Below are 21,289 nucleotides of genomic sequence, written 5' to 3'. Positions count from 1 at the left end.
AACGATCCTCTTCGGCCACTCAACTCCACTTTCGGCCGAGCCACTTCGAGGATGCCGCGTGATGCCGCCTCCGGTTCCGCTACTTCCCGATCACTTCTTGATCAATCCCTTCGACTCCAGATACTCCCTGGCGACATCGGCTTCCTTCTGCCGCTCCACATCGACCTTCCGGTCGAGTTCCGCGAGATCTTCGGTCGTCAGCGTCTTGGTCAGCTTCCCGAGGGCGTCGGCTATCTCCTTGTCGCCCGCTTCCTTCGCGTTCACAACCGGAAGGATGTTGTCCGCGTTCTGCAGCTTCTTGTCGTCCTCAAGGGCCACAAGACCGAAGCTGTCGAGCGTCGCGTCGGTGGTCGTGGTCAGCACCACCTGGTCCGTGCCGTTCTTGACGGCCTGCTTGGACTGCGTGGTGCCCACGCCCTTGGGGTCGATTCCCGCGACATCGATGCCGTACGTCTTCTTGAGTCCCGGAGCGCAGAACGGCCGCGACTCGCATTCGTCACTCGCGGCGATCTTGACCTTCTCGCCGGACTTGCCGAGATCCGAAAGCGTCTTGAGCTTGTGCTCCTTCGCGTATTCCTTGCTCACCGCGAAGGAGTTCTGGTCGACCGCCTCACCGACCTCAAGCACCTTCAGGCCGCGCGGTTCGGCGAGCTTCTTCAGCTCGGCCACCGTGTCGTCCACATCATTCGAGGCGACGGGCTTCGCCTTCGGGCCGTTCTTGCCGAGGTTCAGGAACTCCGCGAGCGTCGCCGCGTATTCGGGAGCGACATCTATCGCGCCCTTCTTCAGCTCGGGTTCGTAGACCTCGCGGTTCTGGACGGTCTTGACCTCGGCGTCGTATCCGGCGTCCTCCAGGACTCCCACATAGAGCTCGGCGAGGACCTTCTGCTCGGTGAAGCGGGCCGAGCCGACGACGATCTTGCCCTTGTCGCCCGCCTTGCCCGCGCTGTCGCCCTTGCCGTCCTTCTCCAGGCTGTCCCCGCCGCACGCGGTGAGCCCCGCGGTCAGCGCCACGACGGCCACGGCCGCCCCTGCCATCCGTCGCGCGCGACGCGTTGTGCTGTTCATCGGTGAACCACCATTTCGAAAGCCCTTGAGAACACTGAAAAATGCGGCAGACTGCCGCGAACTGCCTGCCGCCCGGCGATCACTGCGCGACCCCCGAGCGACCCCGCATGGGATTGAAGACCTTGCCCACCACGACGAGCACCACCTCCACGAAGAGCGCGAGCAGTGCCACGAGCAGGGCGCCCGCCACCACCTGAGGCGTGTTCTGCAGGTTGAACCCGGCCGTGATGATCCGGCCGAGGCCCCCCTCGCCCGCCATGGCGGCCAGCGTCGCCGTGGCGACGACCTGCACACCCGCGGAACGGACTCCGGTCATGATCAGCGGATACGCGAGCGGCAGTTCGACCCGGACGAACAGCTGCCGGCCACTCATGCCCATACCCCGTGCGGCCTCGACCACCGCACGGTCGACCTCGCGCATCCCGATGTAGGCGTTGGTCAGCAGCGGCGGAATCGCGAACAGTACGAGCGCGATCAGCGTCGGCACATCACCGTGCTCCCCGAGCGGGGTGAGCGTGAGCAGGACGAGCACCGCGAGGGTCGGCACCGCACGGCCGATGTTCGAGATGTTCACCGCGAGGGCGCCGCCCTTGCCGATGTGGCCGAGATACAGGGCGATCGGCAGCGCGATCAGGCAGGCGACGGCGAGGCACACACCGCTGAAGTAGAGGTGCTCGGCAAGCCGGTGCCACACCCCCTTCTCGCCCTCCCAGTTGGCGCCCGTGGTCAGCCATTCGTACGCGCCGGTTATCGCGTTCATGCAGGTTCAGCCACCTTGGCCGGGCGCTTCGCGCTCGCGGGACGGTTCGTACGGATGCGGCGGATCCGGGTCCAGGGCGTCAGCCACCTCTGGAGCGCGAGCAGGAGCAGGTCGGCGACGACGGCGAGGAGCACGCAGAGCGCGGACGCGGTGAGCACCTGCGCCTTGAAGGTCGTGTCGAGGCCGTCGAGGATCAGCGAACCGAGGCCTCCGTAGTCGACGATCGCGCCCACGGTCGTCAGGGCCACCGTCGAGACCGTGGTGATCCGGACGCCGGCGAGCAGCGCGGGCAGCGCGAGCGGCAGTTCGACCTCCCACAGCAGCCGCAGCGGGCCGTACCCCATCCCCCTGGCGGCGTCCCGTGCCTCCTCCGGCACGGCCTGGAGCCCCGCCAGGATGTTCCGCACCAGGATCGTCAGGGAGTACAGCACGAGGCCCGTGACGACCAGCGAGGCCGAGAGCCCGAAGAAGGGCAGCAGGAGCGAGAACATGGCCAGCGAGGGCACGGTGTAGAGCACGGTCGTCACACCGAGGATCGGGCCTGCCAGGAAACGCCAGCGCCGCGCGAGCAGCGCGAGCGGCAGCGAGACGGCGACGCCGATGGCGACCGATGCCGCGGTGATGCCCACGTGCTGCACGGTGGCGTCGATCAACTCCTGGCTGCGGGAGCTGACGTACTCCCCGCAGATCCAGTCGTTCGTCACCAGACAGTTCTGCCCGCTCATCCGCCCCACTCCCCCCGCATCCCGTTTCCGAGGCCGTCTGGCGACCCTAACGCGGGGCACCGACAATCGCCGAGACTCGTCGTACAGGCGCAACATGGGCTTTACACAACGCCCGCAACAATGGGGAATCATGATCCGGTTCGAGCACGTCACCAAGCGGTACGAGGACGGCACCACGGCCGTCGACGACCTGTCCTTCGAGGTCGCCGAGGGCGAACTGGTCACGCTCGTCGGCCCGTCGGGCTGCGGGAAGACGACGACGATGAAGATGGTGAACCGTCTCATCGAGCCGTCGGAGGGCCGGATATTCGTCGACGGAGAGGACATATCCACCACCGACCCGGTGCAACTCCGGCGCCGTATCGGCTATGTCATCCAGCAAGTCGGCCTCTTCCCGCACAAAACGGTCCTGGAGAACACGGCGACCGTCCCGCACCTCCTCGGCGTGAAGCGCGGCAAGGCCCGCGAACGCGCCGCCGAACTCCTCGACCTGGTCGGCCTCGACCCCGCCACCTTCGGCGACCGCTACCCCGAGCAGCTCTCCGGGGGCCAGCGCCAGCGCGTGGGCGTGGCCCGTGCGCTGGCGGCCGATCCGCCGGTGCTCCTGATGGACGAGCCCTTCGGCGCCGTCGACCCCGTGGTGCGCGAGCGCCTGCAGAACGAGTTCCTCCGCCTCCAGCAGGCCGTCCGCAAGACCGTGCTCTTCGTCACGCACGACATCGAGGAGGCGGTCCGCCTGGGTGACCGGATGGCCGTCTACGGAGAGGGCCGCATCGAGCAGTTCGACACCCCGTCGACGATCCTGGGCGCACCGTCCAACGACTATGTGGCGGACTTCGTCGGCGCGGACCGCGGCCTCAAGCGCCTCTCCGTGACGCCCATCGAGGAGGGCGACCTGGAGCAGCCGCCCGTCCTGCACCTGGACGACCCGCTGCCCGCGAAGCTCGACGCCCGCTGGGCCGTGGTCCTGGACGGCGAGAACAACCTGCACGGCTGGATCTCCGCCGAGCACGCGCACAGCGGCCCCGGAACGGTCCGGGATCACGCGCGCCGCATGGAGGCATGGCTTCCGGTGGGGGCGACCCTGAAGCAGGCGTTCTCGACGATGCTCCAGCACGACGCGGGCTGGATCGCGGTCATCGACAAGGAAAGCGAGGGCCGCTTCCTCGGCATCCTCACCCCGGCCCGCCTGCACGAGGCGCTGCGCAGGTCGACGGCGGCGGACGCACGTGACATCGCTCGCGGGGACGTCGAGTTGGAGACGATCACGGGCATCGGAAAGAGCTGAGGAGGCCCGCTCGGGTCAGTCCTGCCCGCCGGCCAGGCGCCCGCTCATCCACTCCATGGCGGCGGGGATCTCACGGCGCCACGTGTTGAAGTTGTGCCCGCCGCTGTCGAGCGTGATCGACGAGATGCGCGTGGGCGACTTCACCTTGCCGATGAACTTCTCGGTGTCCTCGTAGTTGTCCTCTCCTTGTTTGCTGGTGGTGACAAGGAGGGACGTCTTGGGCGGCGGCATGTGGTCGAGGTACCACATGAGGTCGGCGCGCCGCTCCAACTCCTTGTCGCCGTGGAAGAGATCGCCCGTCGTGACGTCGATCGGCGCCTTGTAGTACGCGGAGAGGCCCACCCCCGCCGCGTACACGTCGGGGTGGTGCACGGCGAGCTTCAGGGCGCAGTAGCCGCCCGTGGAGTCGCCGATGATGCCCAGGGAGCCCGCGGTCCGGCCCGCCCTGTAGTGCTCGGAAATGGCACCGGGCAGGTCCTTGGCGAAGAACGTCTCGGCCTGCGGTCCGCCGGGGACGTCCACGCACTCAGTGTCCCGCGGCGGCGCCACGGTGGGCCGCATCATGACCAGGATCATCGGCTGCATCAGGTCCCGCTTGGCCTTCTGGTGGACGGTCTGCGGGTAGTGCAGGCCCTTGATCAGCGCCTCGGCGGTGCCGGGGTAGCCGGTGAGGACCACGGACACGGGGAACGTGCGCTTCTTGAACCGCGGCTGGAAGTACTCGGGCGGCAGGTAGACGTACGCGGGGCTTGCTATGTCCGACTCCTTGCCGCTGACGACGACCTTCTGGATCTGTCCGCCGATCGAGGGCCGCTCGCCGCCGGGCACGTTCACCGGGCGGGTGCCGCGCACGTCGACGGGTGTCGTGCCCGCGGCCGGATCGTGGTCGACGACGACTCCGGGGCTCGTCTCCTGGCCGAAGAGATCCGCCCACGTGGCGTAGAAGCCGAAGGCCTGGTTGGCGGCGAGACCGACCGAGGAGAAGACGGCCAGCTGTGTGGCGAGGAGGAGGCCGACACGGCCGCTGACGGCCCGCCAGGAGCGTTTGGCCAGGCGCGGCCAGAGCCAGACCGTGCCGATGAAAAGCACGGCGGCGAGGAGCACCGCCAACGCGAGGACCGCTTTGCTCGTCAGACCCATGGGGAGTTCTGCCTGCGCTTTCTGCCTGTTCCGTTGTTCTTTTTTCCGGCGGTTTTCCGGTCGGGAGTGAACCCGATTCCCGGAAGAACCGTCCTAGAGGGCGCAATGTCGCCGGATGCCGTTTTGGTGCCGGATTCAAGGTCTCTCGCAGAACCACGGGATGCGATGTCTGTCAGGATAGATGCGGAAATGTCGGGCCGGGTTCCGGACAGTGAGGGCAGCCGCCCCGAGGGACGGCGCCGTGTCGACGGGCTCCGTGACGGCAGACTCGGCCGCCTGCTCCGCGGCCCCCGCCCCGAGGCCGTACCGACCGTCGTCGCCCGCGCCTGCACCCTGGTCGGCCTGCTGAACATCGCGGCCGGCGTCTTCCCGCGCTTCCGCAAGAGCCGTATGCACGCCATCGCCGAGGTCCTGCCCGGCGCGCTCGGCCCCTTCGCCGCCGCGCTCGCACTCAGTATCGGTGTCCTCCTGCTGCTGCTCGCACACGGCCTGCGCCGCCACAAGCGGCGGGCCTGGCGGGCGGCCGTGGTGCTGCTCCCGATCGGGGCCGTGGCGCAGTTCGCCTACCGGCACTCGGTCATCGGCGTACTGATCTCGCTCGTGCTCCTGACGCTGCTGCTGCGCCACCGGCGTGAGTTCGCGGCGCTGCCCGACCCGCGCAGCCGCTGGCGTGCCCTGGCCAACTTCGTGCTCCTGGGAGCCGGTTCCATCCTCCTGGGCCTGATGATCGTCAGCGTCCATCCGCGCAGGGTCATCGGGGACCCGAGCATCACGGACCGCCTCGCCCACGTCCTGTACGGCCTGTTCGGCCTCGAAGGCCCGGTCGACTACTACGGGCGGACGTCCTGGACGGTCGCCTACTCCCTGGGCGCCCTCGGCCTGCTCACCGCGATCACCACCATCTACCTGGCCTTCCGCCCCGAACACCCGGCCGCGCGGCTCACCGAGGACGACGAGACGAAGCTGCGCGCCCTGCTCGACAAGCACGGCGCACGCGACTCGCTCGGCCACTTCGCGCTCCGCCGCGACAAGGGCGCGGTCTTCTCCCCCAGCGGCAAGGCGGCGGTCACCTACCGCGTCGTCTCCGGAGTGATGCTCGCGAGCGGCGACCCGATCGGCGACGTGGAGGCGTGGCCCGGCGCGATCGAGCGCTTCATGGACGAGGCGAAGGCGCACTCCTGGACGCCCGCCGTCATGGGCTGCTCCGAGACCGGCGGCGAGGTCTGGACCCGCGAGACGGGCCTCGACGCCCTCGAACTGGGCGACGAGGCGGTGGTGGATGTCGCGGATTTCTCCCTGTCCGGGCGTGCGATGCGCAACGTACGCCAGATGGTCAAGCGGATCGAGCGGGGTGGATACGAGACGCGCGTACGGCGCGTGCGTGACCTCGGGGAGCGCGAGCTGGAGCGGATCCAGCGCGCCGCCGACGACTGGCGCGGCACCGACACCGAACGCGGCTTCTCCATGGCGCTCGGCCGCATAGGGGACCCGGACGACGGCGACTGTCTGATCGCGACCGCCCACAAGGCAGACGACGAACCGGGCCCCTACGGAGACCTCAAGGCCGTCCTCCACTTCGTCCCCTGGGGCAAGGACGGCGTCTCCCTGGACCTCATGCGCCGCGACCGCGCCGCCGACCCCGGCATGAACGAGCTGCTCATCGTGGCCGCTCTCCAGGCCGCCCCGAAGCTCGGCATCGCGCGCGTGTCCCTCAATTTCGCGATGTTCCGCGCGGCACTCGCACGCGGCGAGAAGATCGGCGCGGGGCCGGTGCTGCGCGCCTGGCGCGGACTGCTCGTCTTCCTGTCGCGCTGGTTCCAGATCGAGTCCCTGTACAAGTTCAACGCGAAGTTCCGCCCCCGCTGGGAGCCCCGCTTCGTCGTCTACCGCTCCTCCAAGGAGCTCCCCCGCATCGGCTTCGCGGCCATGCAGGCAGAGGGCTTCGTGACCTTCGCGCCACCCCGCTTCCTGCGCCGGGGGAGCGCACAGCGCCGCCCCTGCCCCCACCGCACGGCGGAGCGCGAGGTCCGGGCGGCGTAGACCCCGCCCGCACGGGCCTAGGCTGGAGGCATGAGTACGTTGCGCGGGCGGGGAACGGTCGAGGGGCTGCCGGAGTGGGGCCGCTGCGCGGTCATGGGGGTCGTGAACGTGACCCCGGACTCCTTCTCCGACGGGGGCCGCTGGTTCGACACCACGGCCGCCGTCAAGCACGGCATCGACCTGGTCGCACAGGATGCCGACCTGGTGGACGTGGGCGGTGAGTCGACCCGTCCCGGCGCCCCGCGCGTCGACGAGGACGAGGAGCTGCGGCGTGTGATCCCCGTCGTGCGGGGCCTCGCGTCCGAGGGCGTGACGGTGTCCGTGGACACGATGCGCGCCACCGTCGCCGAGCAGGCGCTCGCCGCGGGCGCCGTCCTGGTGAACGACGTCAGCGGCGGCCTCGCCGACGCGCGCATGGTCCCCGCGGTCGCCGCCGCCGGGGCGCCCTTCGTGGTCATGCACTGGCGCGGCTTCCTCACCGACATCCACGCCAAGCCCGTCTACGAGGACGTGGTCTCCGAAGTCGTCGCCGAGCTCCACGCGCGCGTGCAGGCCGCCATCGAGGGCGGCATCGCCCCCGAGCGCATCGTCATCGACCCGGGCCTCGGCTTCTCCAAGGACGTCGAGCACGACCTCGCGCTCCTCGGCCGCCTCGACAGCCTGCGTGAGCTCGGCCACCCGATCCTGGTCGCCGCCTCCCGCAAGCGCTTCCTCGGACGCGTCCTGGCGGGCCCCGAGGGCGCGCCGCCGCCCGCCCGCGAGCGCGACGCGGCCACCGCCGCCGTCTCCGCCATCGCCGCCCACCAGGGCGCCTGGGCGGTCCGCGTGCACGAGGTGCGGGCCACCGCCGACGCCGTCCGTGTCGCACACGCCGTGACGAGCGCGGCGGGCGGTCCTCAGTGACCGGGGCCAGGACCGACGCGGAACAGGTCGAGGCGGCCAACACGGCTTTCTACGAAGCTCTGGAGCGCGGCGATTTCGACGAGCTCTCCGACCTCTGGATGGACGGGGACGTGCCCCTGGAGCCCGAGGACCCCGACGGCCGGGACGACGAGGACATCGCGCAGGACGGCGACGAAGCCGCGATCTCCTGCGTCCACCCCGGCTGGCCGGTCCTGACGGGCCGCGGCGAGGTCTTGAGGTCGTACGCGCTGATCATGGCGAACACCGAGTACATCCAGTTCTTCCTCACCGACGTGCACGTCGGGGTCGCCGGTGACACCGCCCTGGTGACCTGCACCGAGAACATCCTCAGCGGCGGCCCGCCCCCCGAGGGCGGCGGCGAACTCGGCCCGCTCGTCGGCCAGCTCGTCGTCGCCACGAATGTGTTCCGGCGCACAGTGGACGGATGGAAGCTCTGGTCGCACCACGCCTCACCCGTACTCGCCGAAACCGACGACGAAGAGGGCGAGGAGTCACCCTCCTGAGTGGGTAGGGGCGGTTGCAGGAGCCCCCACGGGCAAGGACTGTCAGTGCGCGCAGGTAGATTCGGTCGAGGCTGGTGTGCCGACCGCATTCGGTGCAGGCCTGCCGATACCGACGATTGCAGGAGTGATTCGCGTGGATCGTGTCGCGCTGCGCGGCCTCAAGGCCCGTGGGCACCACGGTGTCTTTCCGCGGGAACGCGAAGAGGGCCAGACCTTCATCGTGGACCTGGTAATTGGCCTGGACACCCGTGCGGCCGCCGCCGACGACGACCTGGCGAAGACCGTGCACTACGGCATCGTGGCCGAGGAGGTCGTGGCCGCCGTCGAAGGTGATCCCGTCGACCTCATCGAAACGCTTGCCGAGCGCATCGCCCAGACGTGTCTGAAGCACGACGGAGTCCTGGAGGTCGAGGTGTGCGTCCACAAACCGGACGCCCCGATCACCGTCCCCTTCGACGATGTGACCGTCACCATCACCCGGAGCCGAGTATGACCGCGTTTTCCACGCAAGGGCAGAGCGATCCGACCGTCCAGCCGGTGCCCACCGCCGTGGTGGAACAGGTCGACGCAGCCGACACCACGCTCTCCAACCCCAAACGCGCCGTGATCTCCCTCGGCAGCAATCTCGGCAACCGCCTGGAGACGCTGCAGGGCGCGATCGACGCCCTGGAGGACACCCCCGGCCTGCGCGTCAAGGCCGTCTCTCCCGTGTACGAGACGGAGCCCTGGGGCGTCGAGCCGGACACCCAGCCGTCGTACTTCAACGCGGTCGTCGTGGTGAAGACCACCCTGCCGCCCTCCTCGCTCCTTGAGCGGGCGCACGCCATCGAGGAGGCCTTCCACCGCGTACGGGACGAGCGCTGGGCCGCCCGCACGATCGACGTCGACATCGTGGCGTACGCCGACGTCGTCTCGGACGACCCGGTCCTCACGCTCCCCCACCCGCGTGCGCACGAGCGCGCCTTCGTCCTCGCCCCCTGGCACGACGTGGAGCCCGAGGCGCAGCTCGCCGGGCGCGGCGCGGTCGCCGACCTGCTCGCCAAGGTCACCCGTGACGGGGTCGCACCCCGTGTCGACCTGGAACTCCGGCTGCCCGAATAGTCGTTAGGGTCTATCGGACCCGCACGACGAAAACGGGTCCGTACGACGACGAAGGCGACGAAGGGTCATCGTGGATCAGCTGCGCATCAGGACGCTGGCCGGCGTCTTCGTGGTGGCCGGAGTGCTGTCCTGGGCGGGCGCCCGGCTGTGGGACTCCGTGGGCACACTGCCGCGGGTCCCGCTGGCCGCGCCCATCGTGCTCGCGGTGATCGCCGCTGTGCTGCTCGCCACGGCGCTCTCGCTGCGCGCCCGACTGCGCGCGCAGCGCGAGCGGCGTCCCGGGGCGAAGGGCGTCGAGCCGATGATGGCCGCACGTGCGGTGGTCTTCGGTCAGGCGAGCGCCCTGGTCGCAGCCCTGGTCGCCGGGATGTACGGCGGCACGGGCGCCTTCCTCCTGGAGTACCTGGACGTCCCGTCCCGCCGCGACCAGGCGATCTACGCCGGCCTCTCGCTCCTGGCGGGCATCGCGGTGATAGCGGCGGCCTTCTTCCTGGAGCGGGTCTGCAGACTCCCGGAGGACGACGACGAACACGGTGGAACGGCCGCGGCGGCGTAGTGCCGACCCGCCCCGTAAGGGGCGCGGGGAACTGCGCGACCACCCCCCACCGGCCCGCAGCCCCATCACCGCACCCCCAGCGGAGCGTCACCGCGCCATGATCAGACTCATCGCCTCATTGCGCGTCGCGGGGTCACGGAGCTGACCCCGTACCGCCGACGTGATCGTCTTCGCGCCCGGCTTCCGCACCCCGCGCATGGTCATGCACATGTGCTCGCACTCGACGACCACGATGACGCCGCGCGGCTCCAGGATCTCCATCAGCGAGTCCGCGACCTGCGTGGTCAGCCGCTCCTGGACCTGCGGGCGGCGCGCGTACACGTCCACGAGGCGGGCGAGCTTGGACAGGCCGGTGATCTTGCCGTCGGTCGACGGGATGTAGCCGACGTGCGCGACGCCGTGGAACGGCACCAGGTGGTGCTCGCAGGAGCTCTGCACCTCGATGTCCTTCACCAGGACCATCTCGTCGTGACCGAGGTCGAACGTCGTCGTCAGGACGTCCTCGGGCTTGAGCCACAGACCGCCGAATATCTCCTTGTACGCGCGGGCCACGCGCCCGGGGGTCTCCCGCAGGCCCTCACGGTCCGGGTCCTCGCCGACCGCGATGAGCAGCTCACGCACGGCGTTCTCGGCCCGCTTCTCGTCGAACACGCCGATCGTGCCCTCGCCGTCCAGCGTCACGGGATCGGTCATGTGTGCCTCGTTCCTAGCGTTCCACGCATCAGCGCGTCTGTGCGTACGAAAAAACTGCGCCCCCCAGGCTAGAACCAGGGGGGCGCAGCTTCCATTCCGGGCCTGCTGAGGCGCCGGGGATCAGCTCCGGGAATCAGCTCTCGGGGCGATCTTCCTTCGTCACGTCGACGGGCGTTTCCGTCGGGCCTGCGGTCACCGCGGGCGTGGCGCCGTTCGCACCGTTCGTCAGCGACAGCTCCCGGGGGGAGAGCACCGGCGGGCGGGTCGAGGGCGTACGCCGCGAGGAACCGGTCCACGCCGGGCGCGCCGGACGCTTCACGATGCCTGCGAAGACCTCGGCGATCTGCTCCTTGTTGAGCGTCTCCTTCTCGAGGAGCTGGAGGACCAGGTTGTCGAGAACGTCGCGGTTCTCGACGAGGATCTCCCAGGCCTCGTTGTGCGCGGTCTCGATGAGCTTCTTGACCTCTTCGTCGACCAGCGCCGCGACCTCTTCGGAGTAGTCGCGCGGGTGACCCATCTCGCGGCCCAGGAACGGCTCGGTGTTGTCACCGCCGAACTTGATCGCGCCGAGCCGCTCGGTCATGCCGTACTGCGTGACCATGGCCCGTGCGGTCGCGGTGGCCTTCTCGATGTCGTTCGCCGCGCCCGTCGTCGGGTCGTGGAAGACGAGCTCCTCGGCCGCGCGCCCGCCCAGCATGTAAGCGAGCTGGTCGAGCATTTCGTTGCGCGTGGTCGAGTACTTGTCCTCGTCCGGCAGGACCATCGTGTAACCGAGGGCCCGGCCGCGCGACAGGATCGTGATCTTGTGGACCGGGTCCGAGTTCGGAGACGCCGCCGCGACCAGGGCGTGACCGCCCTCGTGATACGCGGTGATCTTCTTTTCCTTGTCGGACATGATCCGCGTCCGCTTCTGCGGACCGGCCACGACACGGTCGATCGCCTCGTCGAGCGAGTGGTTGTCGATCAGCTTCTTGTCGCCGCGCGCCGTGAGGAGCGCCGCTTCGTTCAGCACGTTCGACAGGTCGGCACCGGTGAAGCCCGGCGTACGCCGCGCCACCGCGCCGAGGTCGACGTCCGGGGCGACCGGCTTGCCCTTCTGGTGAACCTTGAGGATCTCCAGACGGCCCTGCATGTCCGGACGGTCGACCGCGATCTGACGGTCGAAACGGCCGGGACGCAGGAGCGCGGGGTCGAGGATGTCGGGGCGGTTCGTGGCGGCGATCAGGATGACGCCGCCCTTCACGTCGAAGCCGTCCATCTCGACGAGCAGCTGGTTCAGCGTCTGCTCGCGCTCGTCGTGACCGCCGCCCATGCCGGCGCCGCGGTGGCGGCCGACGGCGTCGATCTCGTCGACGAAGACGATCGCCGGGGCGTTCGCCTTGGCCTGCTCGAAGAGGTCACGCACACGCGACGCACCGACACCGACGAACATCTCGACGAAGTCGGAACCGGAGATCGAGTAGAAGGGGACGCCGGCCTCGCCCGCGACAGCGCGCGCGAGCAGCGTCTTACCCGTACCGGGAGGCCCGTAGAGGAGCACGCCCTTGGGGATCTTGGCTCCGACGGCCTGGAACTTCGCCGGCTCCTGGAGGAACTCCTTGATCTCGTGGAGTTCCTCGACGGCCTCGTCCGAACCGGCCACATCCGAGAACGTCGTCTTCGGAGTGTCCTTGGTGATCAGCTTGGCCTTGGACTTCCCGAACTGCATGACCCGGGAGCCGCCGCCCTGCATCTGATTCATCAGGAACAGGAAGACGACGACGATCAGTACGAAGGGGAGCAGGGAAAGCAGGATGCCGACGAACGGGTTCTGCTTCGACGGCGAGACGGTATAACCGTCCGGGATCTTCTTGTCCTGGTACTTGTTCTGCAAGGTCTTGGCGATGTCGACACCCTGGTTGCCGATGTAGCTCGCCTGGATCTTGCTGCTGTCCTTGACCTTCTGGCCATCCTTGAGTTCGACCTTGATGGTCGACTCGTCACCGGTGGTGAGCTTGGCGGATTCGACCTTGTCGTCGTTGATCGCCTGCACAACCTGGCCGGTGTCCACCGTCTTGTAGCCACCGGACGAACCGACGACCTGCATCAACACGACCACGGCAAGGACGGCCAGCACGATCCACATGACTGGCCCACGGAAGTATCGCTTCACGTCCATCCATACGGAGCGATGACGCCCCGTCCCTCCTGCCATAGTGAGTTTGATAAAGACTGTTCTTCGGACGGTACCCCAGCATTGTCACCCGAAGCCGCACGGGACGGCTGACAAACCCGTCTTCGCATGCTCCAACGCCGGGAAACGGGTGAGGGTTCCCGGCCGCCTCCGAGGAGTTGGCCGGGGAGCCGTCGGGGAGCCGGGTCTCAGCCGCCGTAGACGTGCGGAGCGAGGGTGCCGACGAACGGCAGGTTGCGGTACTTCTCCGCGTAGTCCAGGCCGTACCCGATGACGAACTCGTTCGGGATGTCGAAGCCGACCCACTCCACGTCGATCGCGACCTTGGCGGCCTCGGGCTTGCGAAGCAGCGTGCACACCTTCAGCGACGCGGGCTCGCGCGAGCCGAGGTTGGAGAGCAGCCAGGACAGCGTCAGACCGGAGTCGATGATGTCCTCGACGATCAGGACGTGCTTGCCCTTGATGTCGGTGTCCAGGTCCTTCAGGATCCGCACGACCCCGGAGGACTGGGTGCCCGCGCCGTACGACGACACGGCCATCCAGTCCATGGTGAGCGGGGTGGACAGCGCACGCGCCAGGTCCGCCATGACCATCACCGCGCCCTTGAGCACGCCGACGATCAGCAGGTCCTTGCCCGCGTACTCCGCGTCGATCTTCGCCGCCAGCTCAGCCAGCTTCGCGTCGATCTCTTCCTTGGTGATGAGCACCGACTGAAGATCGGTGCCCATGTCTTTCGCGTCCACCCGCATCACTTTCGGTCGTCCGTCACACCGGCTGCGCAGAGCCCGGGGGCCCCTCGGTCAACAGCCTTGCCGGATCACCAGTCTGCCACCCTGGCGCTGGGCGACGACTTTGCCCGGGAGATTGATGGCTCCCTGGCCGCGCCAGCCCGTGATCAGCCGGTCGACCTCTTCGAGGTGCCTGGCGAACAGCGCACCGGCCGGGGCGCCCGCATCAATGGCGGCGCGGCGCACGATCCGGCGGCGGACGGCAGGCGGGAGCGCGTAGAGCTTGGCGCACTCCAGGAGTCCCGCTGCGTCGCGCACGGAAGCTTCCGCCTGTGCGGCCCAGTGGTCCAGGGCGTCGGCGTCATCCCGGGACAACTGGGCCGTACGGGCGAGTGCTTCCACGACGCCCTTGCCGAGCGCCTTCTCCAGGGCGGGCAGACCTTCGTGCCGCAGCCGTGAGCGCGTGTAGGCGGGGTCGGTGTTGTGGGGGTCGTCCCAGACGGGCAGCGACTGGACCATGCAGGCCTTGCGGGCCGTCTGCCGGTCGATGTGGAGGAAGGGGCGGCGGTAGCGGCGGTCGGCGCCGGGGCCGCCGGAGACGGCGGCCATCCCGGACAGGGAACGGATGCCGGAGCCGCGGGCGAGACCGAGCAGGACGGTCTCCGCCTGGTCGTCGCGGGTGTGGCCGAGCAGGATCGCGGCGGCGCCGTGCCGGTCGGCGACGGCGTCGAGCGCGCCGTACCTCGCGTCGCGGGCCGCGGCTTCGGGGCCGCCGTCCCGTCCGACGTCGACGGCGACGGAGTCGATCGGGGCGAGGCCGAGCGCGGTGAGCCGCGCGACGACCTCGGCGGCGCGCAGATCGGACCCGTCCTGCAGTCCGTGGTCGACGGTGACGCCGCCGGCCCGGATGCCGAGTTTGGGGGCCTCGAAGGCGAGGGCGGAGGCGAGCGCCATGGAGTCGGCCCCGCCGGAGCACGCGACAAGGACGAGTGGCGACGTGGCCGGCTCGCGTGGAGGGTGGGGGTGAGCAGGGCTCGGGGGGACGTGCTCGGGGATGCGCTGTGCTTCGGGGCGCAGGGCGTCGGAGCGCCGCAGATCGGCGCTCGGGGCTTCGGTGCGCTGTACGTCGGTCAGTACGTCGTGGAGTACGCGGCGGACCGCCAGGCGTATCGCCGCGACCGCAGGATGGGGACCCATGTCCGGTTCCCTTCATGAAGTTCGGGGGTGAGCCTCGGACCTGTCACTCAGGACCACACTCAGGAGATCGGGCCTCAGACAGATCCCACGAGATTAGTCACTCAGAGTGTGTCGATGGTGACAGAGCCGAGCCGTTCCCCGAGCATTGCACGCCTACCCATGGCTCACGGTCCCTCGGACGGGTGATTGCGGAGGCGTTCTCCTGCCATCGGCCGCAACTCGCTCCTTTACTGCGCTCACTCCCCCTTACGGTGCACCCGCGCGACCCAGTCCGCCGGTTTGGCGATCTCCGACTTGGTGGGCAGCGTGTTCGGCGAAGTCCAGACCCGGTTGAAGCCGTCCATTCCGACCTCGCCGACGACCGCGCGTACGAAACGCTCGCCGTCGCGGTATTGGCGCAATTTCGCATCGAGGCCGAGCAGCTTGCGCAGGGCCTGGTCGAGGCGGCTCGCGCCGCGCGCCCTGCGCTGCTGAAACTTCTCCCGGATCTCGCCGACGGAGGGCACCACGTCGGGACCGACTCCGTCCATCACGAAGTCCGCGTGTCCTTCGAGGAGCGACATGACGGCCGTGAGGCGGGCGAGGATCTCGCGCTGGGCGGGGGTCTGCACCAGCTCCACCAGGGAGCGGCCCCCGTCGTCCTCCTCGGCCTCGGGGCGGCCGCCGGCGAGCGACTGGGCCGTTTCCCTGATGCGCTCCAGGACCGTCATCGGGTCGACCTCGGTCTCGGAGAGGAACGACTGGATCTCCCCTTCGAGGTGGTCACGCAGCCAGGGCACGGCCGAGAACTGGGTGCGGTGCGTCTCCTCGTGCAGGCAGACCCAGAGCCTGAAGTCATGGGGGTCCACGTCGAGTTCGCGCTCGACGTGCACGATGTTCGGTGCCACGAGGAGGAGCCTGCCGCCGCCGCCTTCCCCTGCCGGGAGGTCGCGGGTGGCCGGGGCGAACGTTTCGTACTGGCCGAGGACGCGCGAGGCGAGGAAGGAGAGCAGCATTCCCAGCTCGACGCCGGTCACCTTGCCGCCGACCGCGCCGAGCACCGCGCCGCCGGGGCCGCTGCGGCGGTCCTGCATCTTGTCCAGGAGGGGCTTGAGGATCTCCCGGAACCCGGCGACGTTCGCCTTGATCCACCCGGCCCGGTCGACGACGAGCACCGGGGTGTCGTGGATGTCGTCCGTGCCCATCCGCGTGAAGGAACGGACGTGTTCCTCCGAGGACTTCGCATGCTTCCGGAGCTCGGCGACGATGGCCCGCGCCTCGTCCCGGCTCACTTCTGGACCCGGCCGGACGAGCCGGGTCGCGGTCGCCACCGCGAGATTCCAGTCGACCATCTCCGCACCACCGATGCTCGTCATGCGTCAACGGTACGTGGTCGACCCCACCTACGGAGGGGGTTGACCCCCGAGATTGCCCTACTCCGGGCCCGTAGGGGTCTGCGGGGCCCCGTGGGACGCCGTGGGGCGCGGTGGAGTCCCGTGGGGATCAGCGGTGGGCTTCAGGGGTCAGCGGCAGCCGCACTTCGCTACCGCCGACGCCATTCCGTCGAGTGCCGACTGGGCCGCCTTGGGGTCCGTGGTGCCCGTGGTCATGAAGGCGAAGACCAGGAGTCGGCCGTCCGTGTCGACGACTGTGCCCGCGAGGGTGTTCACGCCCGTCAGGGTGCCGGTCTTGGCGCGTACGACGCCGGTGCCCGGTGAATCCTTGGGATAGCGGTCGACCAGGGTGCCGGTGAAACCGGCCACGGGCAGGCCCGTCACCACTGAGCGCAGCTCGGGATGGGCGGGGTCGGCGGCGCGGGCCAGGAGCGCGGCGAGCAGCTCGGCGGAGCTGCGGTCGGCCCGGTCCAGGCCGCTTCCGTCGGCGAACTTCGTCCCGGCGAGCGGCACCTCCGCCTTCTTCAGCTGGGCGTCGATCGCCCGGCCCGCGCCGTCGAAGCTCACCGGCTTCTTCGAGGCGAGCGCCGTCTGGCGGGCCAGCGCCTCGGCGATGTCGTTGTCGCTGTGCGTCATCATCCGCTCGACTAGAGCCGACAGCGGCGGCGACTCGACCTTGGCGAGGGACTCGGCCCGGTCGCTCGCCTTGGACGGGCCGGGTTCCGGATCCGCGTCCTTCTTGTCTCCCTCGCCCCCCTTGCCCTTCTTCCCGTCCTTGCCCGCCCCGATGTCGATGCCCTCGTCCTTGAGGAAGCCCGCGAACTTCTTCGCCGCGTCCGCCGCCGGATCGGCCGAGCGCGGCGCGGGACCGCTGGAGGAGTCGTCGAGGCGCCCCTCGTCGGCCATCAGCGCGCTGACCAGCGTGAGGTTCTCGTTCGGGCCGATGGGGTGCTGCTGCTCCCCCGAGTACAGCGAGGTGTCGTACGACAGGTTCACCTCGTCGGCGCCGCGGTCCTTCAGGGCGCGCGCGGTGTCCTTGGCCAGGTCACGCAGGCTCGCGGCGCTCGAAGAGTAGGGGCCGTCCTTGCGGGCGGTGAGCGTGGGGTCGCCGCCTCCCACCAGTACGACGTCGTTCGAGTCCGGCTCGACGACCGTCTTCGTGGCGATGCGGTGGTCGGCCCCCGCCGAGGTCAGCGCCGCGACCGCCGTGGCGATCTTGGTGGTGGACGCAGGCGTCAGGGCGTCACCGCCGCCCTTGCCGTAGACCCGCCGCCCGCTGCCCGCGTCGATGACGACCGCCGAGCGCTCGGGACCCAGCGCCTTGTCCTTCAGGAGCGGATCGAGGATGCCCGCGAGCGCCTTGGTGTCCGGAGCGGGCGCGGAGCCGCCGTGCGAGGACCCCGCGGGCACGCCGAGCCCCCTGAGCACGGAAGGGGCGCTCGGGGCGGCCTCCGGCTCCCCGCCGGACGCGCCGCCGCCGTGATCTGTGCCACCCCCGGCCTCCTGAGAGGCCGCCCAGTCCCGCTCGGCCGTACGCTGACCGGAGGAGTCCCAGGGGCCGGCCGCGGCCGCCGCACCGGCCGCGATCGCGAGTCCGACGGTGGCGGCACCCGCCGTGAGCTGCCAGGTCTTGAGTTTCGCAGGAGCCTTGAGAGCGGCAGGGATCTTGGGAGCCGGAGGCTTGGGAAGCTGCCGCAGCAGCTTCCCGACTTGCTGCCGGGTCTGCTGCCAAGGCTTGAGCTCAGGCACGACGACCAGCCCCTTTCGCGATCACACATCTGCGTGAGGGACACTTAACCACCCGAAGTATGTGCTGATCATGGAGGAGCCACCCGTGGAGTTCGACGTCACCATCGAGATTCCGAAGGGTTCGCGGAACAAGTACGAGGTGGACCACGAGACCGGCCGGATCCGCCTGGACCGTCGCCTCTTCACGTCGACCAGCTACCCCGCGGACTACGGATTCGTCGAGAACACCCTCGGCGAGGACGGTGACCCGCTGGACGCCCTCGTCATCCTGGACGAGCCGACCTTCCCGGGCTGCCTCATCAAGTGCCGCGCGATCGGCATGTTCCGGATGACCGACGAGGCGGGCGGCGACGACAAGCTGCTCTGCGTCCCGGCGTCCGACCCCCGCGTGGAGCACCTGCGCGACATCCACCACGTCTCCGAGTTCGACCGCCTGGAGATCCAGCACTTCTTCGAGGTCTACAAGGACCTGGAGCCCGGCAAGTCCGTCGAGGGCGCCGACTGGGTCGGCCGCGCGGACGCCGAGGCCGAGATCGAGAAGTCCTACAAGCGCGCGGAGGCGCAGGGCCACTGAGTGCACCTGCTGCACCCCTGACGGGCCGCGCGATCTTCACGGAGACCGCGCGGCCCGTTCGCGTATCTGTGCGCATACTGTTCGTACTGGAGGTGCACAAGGTACGTATGTATGTGGGAGCGAGGCAGTGAAAGTGGCTGACCAGGAGGCCGAAGACCGTAAACCGCAGTCGGACGAGGCACGGAGTGCGTTCACTCAGCCCACCGGCGTGCTGCCGCAGCCACCGGCACCCGAGGACGAGTCGCAGACGACGTCCGAATTCGCGATCCCGACCGGTCTGCCGAACCTCGCGACGCTGCCGGCCTCCTCGACCACTCAGGAGACCGAGAAGTCGGCGTTCACGACGCCGCACACGTACAGCGCCCGCAACGCGCCGCCCGCCTTCACTCCCCCGCAGGGCATCCCGCTGGTGAAGCTCACCAAGGAGACGCCCTGGCAGGACCAGATGCGCACGATGCTGCGCATGCCGGTGACGGAGCGGCCCACTCCGGAGGCCACGCAGAAGCACGAGGACGACGCCGGGCCCGCCGTGCCGCGCGTGCTCGACATGACGCTGCGTATCGGCGAGCTGCTGCTCGCGGGCGGCGAGGGCGCCGAGGACGTGGAGGCGGCGATGTTCGCCGTCTGCCGCAGCTACGGCCTGGACCGCTGCGAGCCGACAGTAACGTTTACTCTGCTCTCGATCTCGCACCAGCCGTCCCTCGTGGACGACCCGGTCACGGCCTCCAGGACGGTGCGCCGCCGGGGCACCGACTACACCCGTCTCGCGTCCGTCTTCCAGCTGGTGGACGACATCAGCGACACGGACATCGAGGTCTCCCTGGAGGAGGCCTACCGCCGGCTGGCGGCGATTCGCCGTAACCGCCACCCCTACCCCGGCTGGGCGCTCACGGCGGCCGGCGGCCTGCTCGCGGGCTCGGCGTCCGTGCTCGTCGGCGGTGGCGCCCTGGTCTTCCTGGTCGCGGCGTTCGGCGCCATGCTCGGCGACCGTCTCGCCTGGCTCTGCGCGGGCCGCGGACTGCCCGAGTTCTACCAGTTCGTGGGCGCCGCGATGCCGCCCGCCGCGATGGGCGTCACGCTCAGCCTCGTGCACTCCCAGGAGGTCAACGCGTCCGCGGTGATCACGGGTGGTCTCTTCGCGCTGATCCCGGGAAGAGCCCTGGTGGCAGGCGTGCAGGACGGTCTGACCGGCTACTACATCACGGCGGCGGCCCGTCTCCTGGAGGTCTGCTACCTCGTCGTGGGCATCGTCTGCGGCGTGCTGCTCGTCCTGTCGCTCGGCGTGATGCTGGACGCGACGAGCCTGCAGCCGGAGACGACGTTCGTGGCGGTCGACTCGCGCCCGGTGATCCAGATCCTGGCGTCGATGGCGCTGAGCCTCGCCTTCGCGATACTGCTCCAGCAGGAACGTCACACCGTGCTGATCGTGACCCTGAACGGCGGAATCGCCTGGGTCATGTACGGCGCCCTCGCGCAGACGTCCATCGAGCTCTCGCCGGTCGCGGCGACGGCCATCGCGGCCGGGCTCGTGGGCCTGTTCGGGCAGCTCTTCTCGCGCTACCGCTTCGCCTCTTCGCTGCCGTACGTCACGGCGGCCATCGGCCCGCTGCTGCCCGGTAGCGCGACGTACTTCGGACTGCTGGCCCTGGCCCAGAACGACATGACCACGGGCCTGAACTCGCTCACCAAGGCGGCGGCGACGGCGCTGGCCATCGCGATCGGCGTGAACCTCGGAAGCGAGGTCTCGCGCCTGATCCTCAAGGTGCCGGGCGCCACCACGGCGGCGAACCGCCGCGCGGCCAAGCGGACGCGCGGCTTCTGACGCCGTACGGGCTCTACGGGCTGTACGGGCCGAAAGGCTGACTACCGCTTGGCATGGCGGCCGCGCGACGACGGGGTCGCTCCGGGGGCCTCGCCCTCGGCCGCTGCCGCCTTCTTGGACTTGCTGCGCGCCCGCAGGAACTCGATCGCGATCGGGACCACCGAGATCAGGACGATCAGGATGAGGATCGCCTCGATGTTCTTGTGCACGAAGTCGATGTTGCCCAGCCACGCGCCGAGCATCGTCACACCGGCACCCCAGAGGATGCCGCCGATGATGTTGAACGTGATGAACGAGCGGTACCGCATGCCGCTGACGCCGGCGATGATCGGCGTGAACGTCCGCACGATGGGCACGAAGCGGGCCAGGACCAGGGACTTCGGGCCGTACTTCTCGAAGAACTCGTGCGCCTTGACCACGTTCTCCTGCTTGAACAGCTTGGAGTCCGGGCGGTTGAAGAGCGAGGGGCCGACCTTCTTGCCGAAGAGATAGCCCGCCTGGTCGCCGAGGATCGCGGCGATGCAGATGAGGACGACACAGAGCCAGAGCGGGAAGTCCAGCTGATTGGTCGTGATCAGCAGACCCGTCGTGAACAGCAGCGAGTCGCCCGGCAGGAAGAAGCCGATGAGCAGGCCCGACTCGGCGAAGACGATCGCGAGCAGACCCCAGACCCCGAACGTGTTCAGGAGGTAATCCGGGTCCAGCCAGCTTGGTCCGAGCGCAAGCGTCGTCACGGTTCCGGGCTCCTGAGGGTGAGGGGGCGATGCGGCGGGGACGGCCGCCCAAAGCTATCAACGCGAGGTGACGCGCCCAGGTTCCAGTGTTCTTCCCAGAGTGCACTGTGCGTGACCTGAGACATAGCTGTGTGCCGGGGG

At 69.3% G+C, this 21,289-nt stretch carries 20 protein-coding genes; 9 read left to right on the top strand and 11 right to left on the bottom strand.

From position 1 onward, the window contains the following. Positions 1-90: 90 nt before the first annotated feature. From ACWFR3_RS14350 to ACWFR3_RS14340, 3 genes are all read right to left on the bottom strand, one after another. Positions 91-1,068 carry an ABC transporter substrate-binding protein gene (locus ACWFR3_RS14350; RefSeq protein ID WP_453734858.1) on the bottom strand — a complete coding sequence of 326 codons (978 nt, stop codon included), beginning with the start codon at positions 1,066-1,068 and terminating at the stop codon, positions 91-93. Positions 1,069-1,147: 79 nt separating this feature from the next. Next, entirely contained in the window at positions 1,148-1,828 is a 681-nt protein-coding gene (locus tag ACWFR3_RS14345; protein ID WP_453734857.1) for an ABC transporter permease, read from the bottom strand. After that, on the bottom strand, positions 1,825-2,553 hold the full coding sequence (locus ACWFR3_RS14340; protein ID WP_453734856.1) for an ABC transporter permease: 729 nt from the start codon (positions 2,551-2,553) through the stop codon (positions 1,825-1,827). The genes ACWFR3_RS14345 and ACWFR3_RS14340 overlap by 4 nt, the downstream gene beginning before the upstream one ends. A 130-nt stretch (positions 2,554-2,683) precedes the next feature. On the opposite strand from ACWFR3_RS14340, the gene ACWFR3_RS14335 reads away from it, so the two are divergent. Continuing rightward, positions 2,684-3,841 (top strand): ABC transporter ATP-binding protein, encoded by a 1,158-nt coding sequence (locus ACWFR3_RS14335; RefSeq protein ID WP_453734855.1) that lies wholly within the window; start codon positions 2,684-2,686, stop codon positions 3,839-3,841. Positions 3,842-3,856: 15 nt separating this feature from the next. On the opposite strand, the gene ACWFR3_RS14330 is transcribed toward ACWFR3_RS14335, so the two are convergent. Further along, positions 3,857-4,981, bottom strand: coding sequence for an alpha/beta hydrolase (locus ACWFR3_RS14330; protein ID WP_453734854.1), 1,125 nt, complete (start codon positions 4,979-4,981; stop codon positions 3,857-3,859). A gap of 165 nt (positions 4,982-5,146) precedes the next feature. Between ACWFR3_RS14330 and ACWFR3_RS14325 the strand changes: the two genes are divergently transcribed. From ACWFR3_RS14325 to ACWFR3_RS14300, 6 genes are all read left to right on the top strand, one after another. Further along, complete coding sequence (locus tag ACWFR3_RS14325; protein ID WP_453734853.1) at positions 5,147-7,021, top strand: phosphatidylglycerol lysyltransferase domain-containing protein; 1,875 nt, start codon at positions 5,147-5,149, stop codon at positions 7,019-7,021. A gap of 30 nt (positions 7,022-7,051) precedes the next feature. Then, positions 7,052-7,924, top strand: a complete 873-nt coding sequence (gene folP / locus ACWFR3_RS14320; RefSeq protein WP_453734852.1) for a dihydropteroate synthase — start codon at positions 7,052-7,054, stop codon at positions 7,922-7,924. Further along, positions 7,921-8,448, top strand: a complete 528-nt coding sequence (locus tag ACWFR3_RS14315) for a nuclear transport factor 2 family protein (RefSeq protein WP_453734851.1) — start codon at positions 7,921-7,923, stop codon at positions 8,446-8,448. Before folP ends, ACWFR3_RS14315 begins: the two co-directional genes overlap by 4 nt. 133 nt (positions 8,449-8,581) lie before the next feature. Next, entirely contained in the window at positions 8,582-8,941 is a 360-nt protein-coding gene (gene folB, locus ACWFR3_RS14310) for a dihydroneopterin aldolase (protein ID WP_361191074.1), read from the top strand. Further along, positions 8,938-9,549: a 2-amino-4-hydroxy-6-hydroxymethyldihydropteridine diphosphokinase gene (gene folK, locus ACWFR3_RS14305; protein ID WP_453734850.1), complete on the top strand. Its 612-nt coding sequence runs from the start codon at positions 8,938-8,940 to the stop codon at positions 9,547-9,549. The genes folB and folK overlap by 4 nt, the downstream gene beginning before the upstream one ends. Positions 9,550-9,619: 70 nt before the next feature. Next, entirely contained in the window at positions 9,620-10,105 is a 486-nt protein-coding gene (locus tag ACWFR3_RS14300; RefSeq protein ID WP_453734849.1) for a DUF3180 domain-containing protein, read from the top strand. Between the two features lie 87 nt (positions 10,106-10,192). Here ACWFR3_RS14300 and folE read toward each other — a convergent pair whose 3' ends face one another. From folE to dacB, 6 genes are all read right to left on the bottom strand, one after another. Further along, the gene (folE, locus tag ACWFR3_RS14295; protein WP_453734848.1) at positions 10,193-10,798 is read right to left on the bottom strand and encodes a GTP cyclohydrolase I FolE; all 606 of its coding nucleotides are present in this window, start codon (positions 10,796-10,798) and stop codon (positions 10,193-10,195) included. Positions 10,799-10,931: 133 nt separating this feature from the next. Next, complete coding sequence (gene ftsH / locus ACWFR3_RS14290) at positions 10,932-12,956, bottom strand: ATP-dependent zinc metalloprotease FtsH (RefSeq protein ID WP_453734847.1); 2,025 nt, start codon at positions 12,954-12,956, stop codon at positions 10,932-10,934. 203 nt (positions 12,957-13,159) lie between these two features. After that, on the bottom strand, positions 13,160-13,720 hold the full coding sequence (gene hpt, locus ACWFR3_RS14285; protein WP_135330538.1) for a hypoxanthine phosphoribosyltransferase: 561 nt from the start codon (positions 13,718-13,720) through the stop codon (positions 13,160-13,162). A gap of 51 nt (positions 13,721-13,771) precedes the next feature. After that, a complete protein-coding gene (gene tilS, locus ACWFR3_RS14280) occupies positions 13,772-14,896 on the bottom strand; it encodes a tRNA lysidine(34) synthetase TilS (RefSeq protein ID WP_453734846.1) in 1,125 nt (374 codons plus the stop codon). Positions 14,897-15,132: 236 nt separating this feature from the next. After that, positions 15,133-16,251, bottom strand: coding sequence for a zinc-dependent metalloprotease (locus ACWFR3_RS14275; protein ID WP_453734845.1), 1,119 nt, complete (start codon positions 16,249-16,251; stop codon positions 15,133-15,135). Positions 16,252-16,398: 147 nt separating this feature from the next. Beyond that, positions 16,399-18,018, bottom strand: a complete 1,620-nt coding sequence (gene dacB, locus ACWFR3_RS14270) for a D-alanyl-D-alanine carboxypeptidase/D-alanyl-D-alanine endopeptidase (RefSeq protein ID WP_453734844.1) — start codon at positions 18,016-18,018, stop codon at positions 16,399-16,401. 85 nt (positions 18,019-18,103) lie between these two features. Here dacB and ACWFR3_RS14265 point away from each other — a divergent pair, with 85 nt between their 5' ends. Further along, a complete protein-coding gene (locus ACWFR3_RS14265; protein ID WP_135330561.1) occupies positions 18,104-18,592 on the top strand; it encodes an inorganic diphosphatase in 489 nt (162 codons plus the stop codon). A 133-nt stretch (positions 18,593-18,725) separates the two neighbouring features. Next, positions 18,726-20,414 carry a threonine/serine ThrE exporter family protein gene (locus ACWFR3_RS14260; protein WP_453734843.1) on the top strand — a complete coding sequence of 563 codons (1,689 nt, stop codon included), beginning with the start codon at positions 18,726-18,728 and terminating at the stop codon, positions 20,412-20,414. 41 nt (positions 20,415-20,455) lie between these two features. Here ACWFR3_RS14260 and ACWFR3_RS14255 read toward each other — a convergent pair whose 3' ends face one another. Next, positions 20,456-21,148 carry a DedA family protein gene (locus ACWFR3_RS14255; protein ID WP_453734842.1) on the bottom strand — a complete coding sequence of 231 codons (693 nt, stop codon included), beginning with the start codon at positions 21,146-21,148 and terminating at the stop codon, positions 20,456-20,458. Positions 21,149-21,289 lie beyond the last annotated feature (141 nt).

It is taken from the genome of Streptomyces sp. NPDC055189, from assembly GCF_053606765.1.
This window is presented reverse-complemented; position numbering and strand designations above follow the sequence as displayed.

Coding starts and splice junctions, on each gene's coding strand:
- ACWFR3_RS14350 (WP_453734858.1), bottom strand. CDS start 1,068: ATGAACAGCACAACGCGTCGCGCGCGACGGATGGCAGGGGCGGCCGTG.
- ACWFR3_RS14275 (WP_453734845.1), bottom strand. CDS start 16,251: ATGACGAGCATCGGTGGTGCGGAGATGGTCGACTGGAATCTCGCGGTG.
- ftsH (WP_453734847.1), bottom strand. CDS start 12,956: ATGGACGTGAAGCGATACTTCCGTGGGCCAGTCATGTGGATCGTGCTG.
- hpt (WP_135330538.1), bottom strand. CDS start 13,720: ATGCGGGTGGACGCGAAAGACATGGGCACCGATCTTCAGTCGGTGCTC.
- tilS (WP_453734846.1), bottom strand. CDS start 14,896: ATGGGTCCCCATCCTGCGGTCGCGGCGATACGCCTGGCGGTCCGCCGC.
- folE (WP_453734848.1), bottom strand. CDS start 10,798: ATGACCGATCCCGTGACGCTGGACGGCGAGGGCACGATCGGCGTGTTC.
- ACWFR3_RS14335 (WP_453734855.1), top strand. CDS start 2,684: ATGATCCGGTTCGAGCACGTCACCAAGCGGTACGAGGACGGCACCACG.
- ACWFR3_RS14325 (WP_453734853.1), top strand. CDS start 5,147: ATGTCTGTCAGGATAGATGCGGAAATGTCGGGCCGGGTTCCGGACAGT.
- ACWFR3_RS14345 (WP_453734857.1), bottom strand. CDS start 1,828: ATGAACGCGATAACCGGCGCGTACGAATGGCTGACCACGGGCGCCAAC.
- folK (WP_453734850.1), top strand. CDS start 8,938: ATGACCGCGTTTTCCACGCAAGGGCAGAGCGATCCGACCGTCCAGCCG.
- ACWFR3_RS14340 (WP_453734856.1), bottom strand. CDS start 2,553: ATGAGCGGGCAGAACTGTCTGGTGACGAACGACTGGATCTGCGGGGAG.
- ACWFR3_RS14330 (WP_453734854.1), bottom strand. CDS start 4,981: ATGGGTCTGACGAGCAAAGCGGTCCTCGCGTTGGCGGTGCTCCTCGCC.
- folP (WP_453734852.1), top strand. CDS start 7,052: ATGAGTACGTTGCGCGGGCGGGGAACGGTCGAGGGGCTGCCGGAGTGG.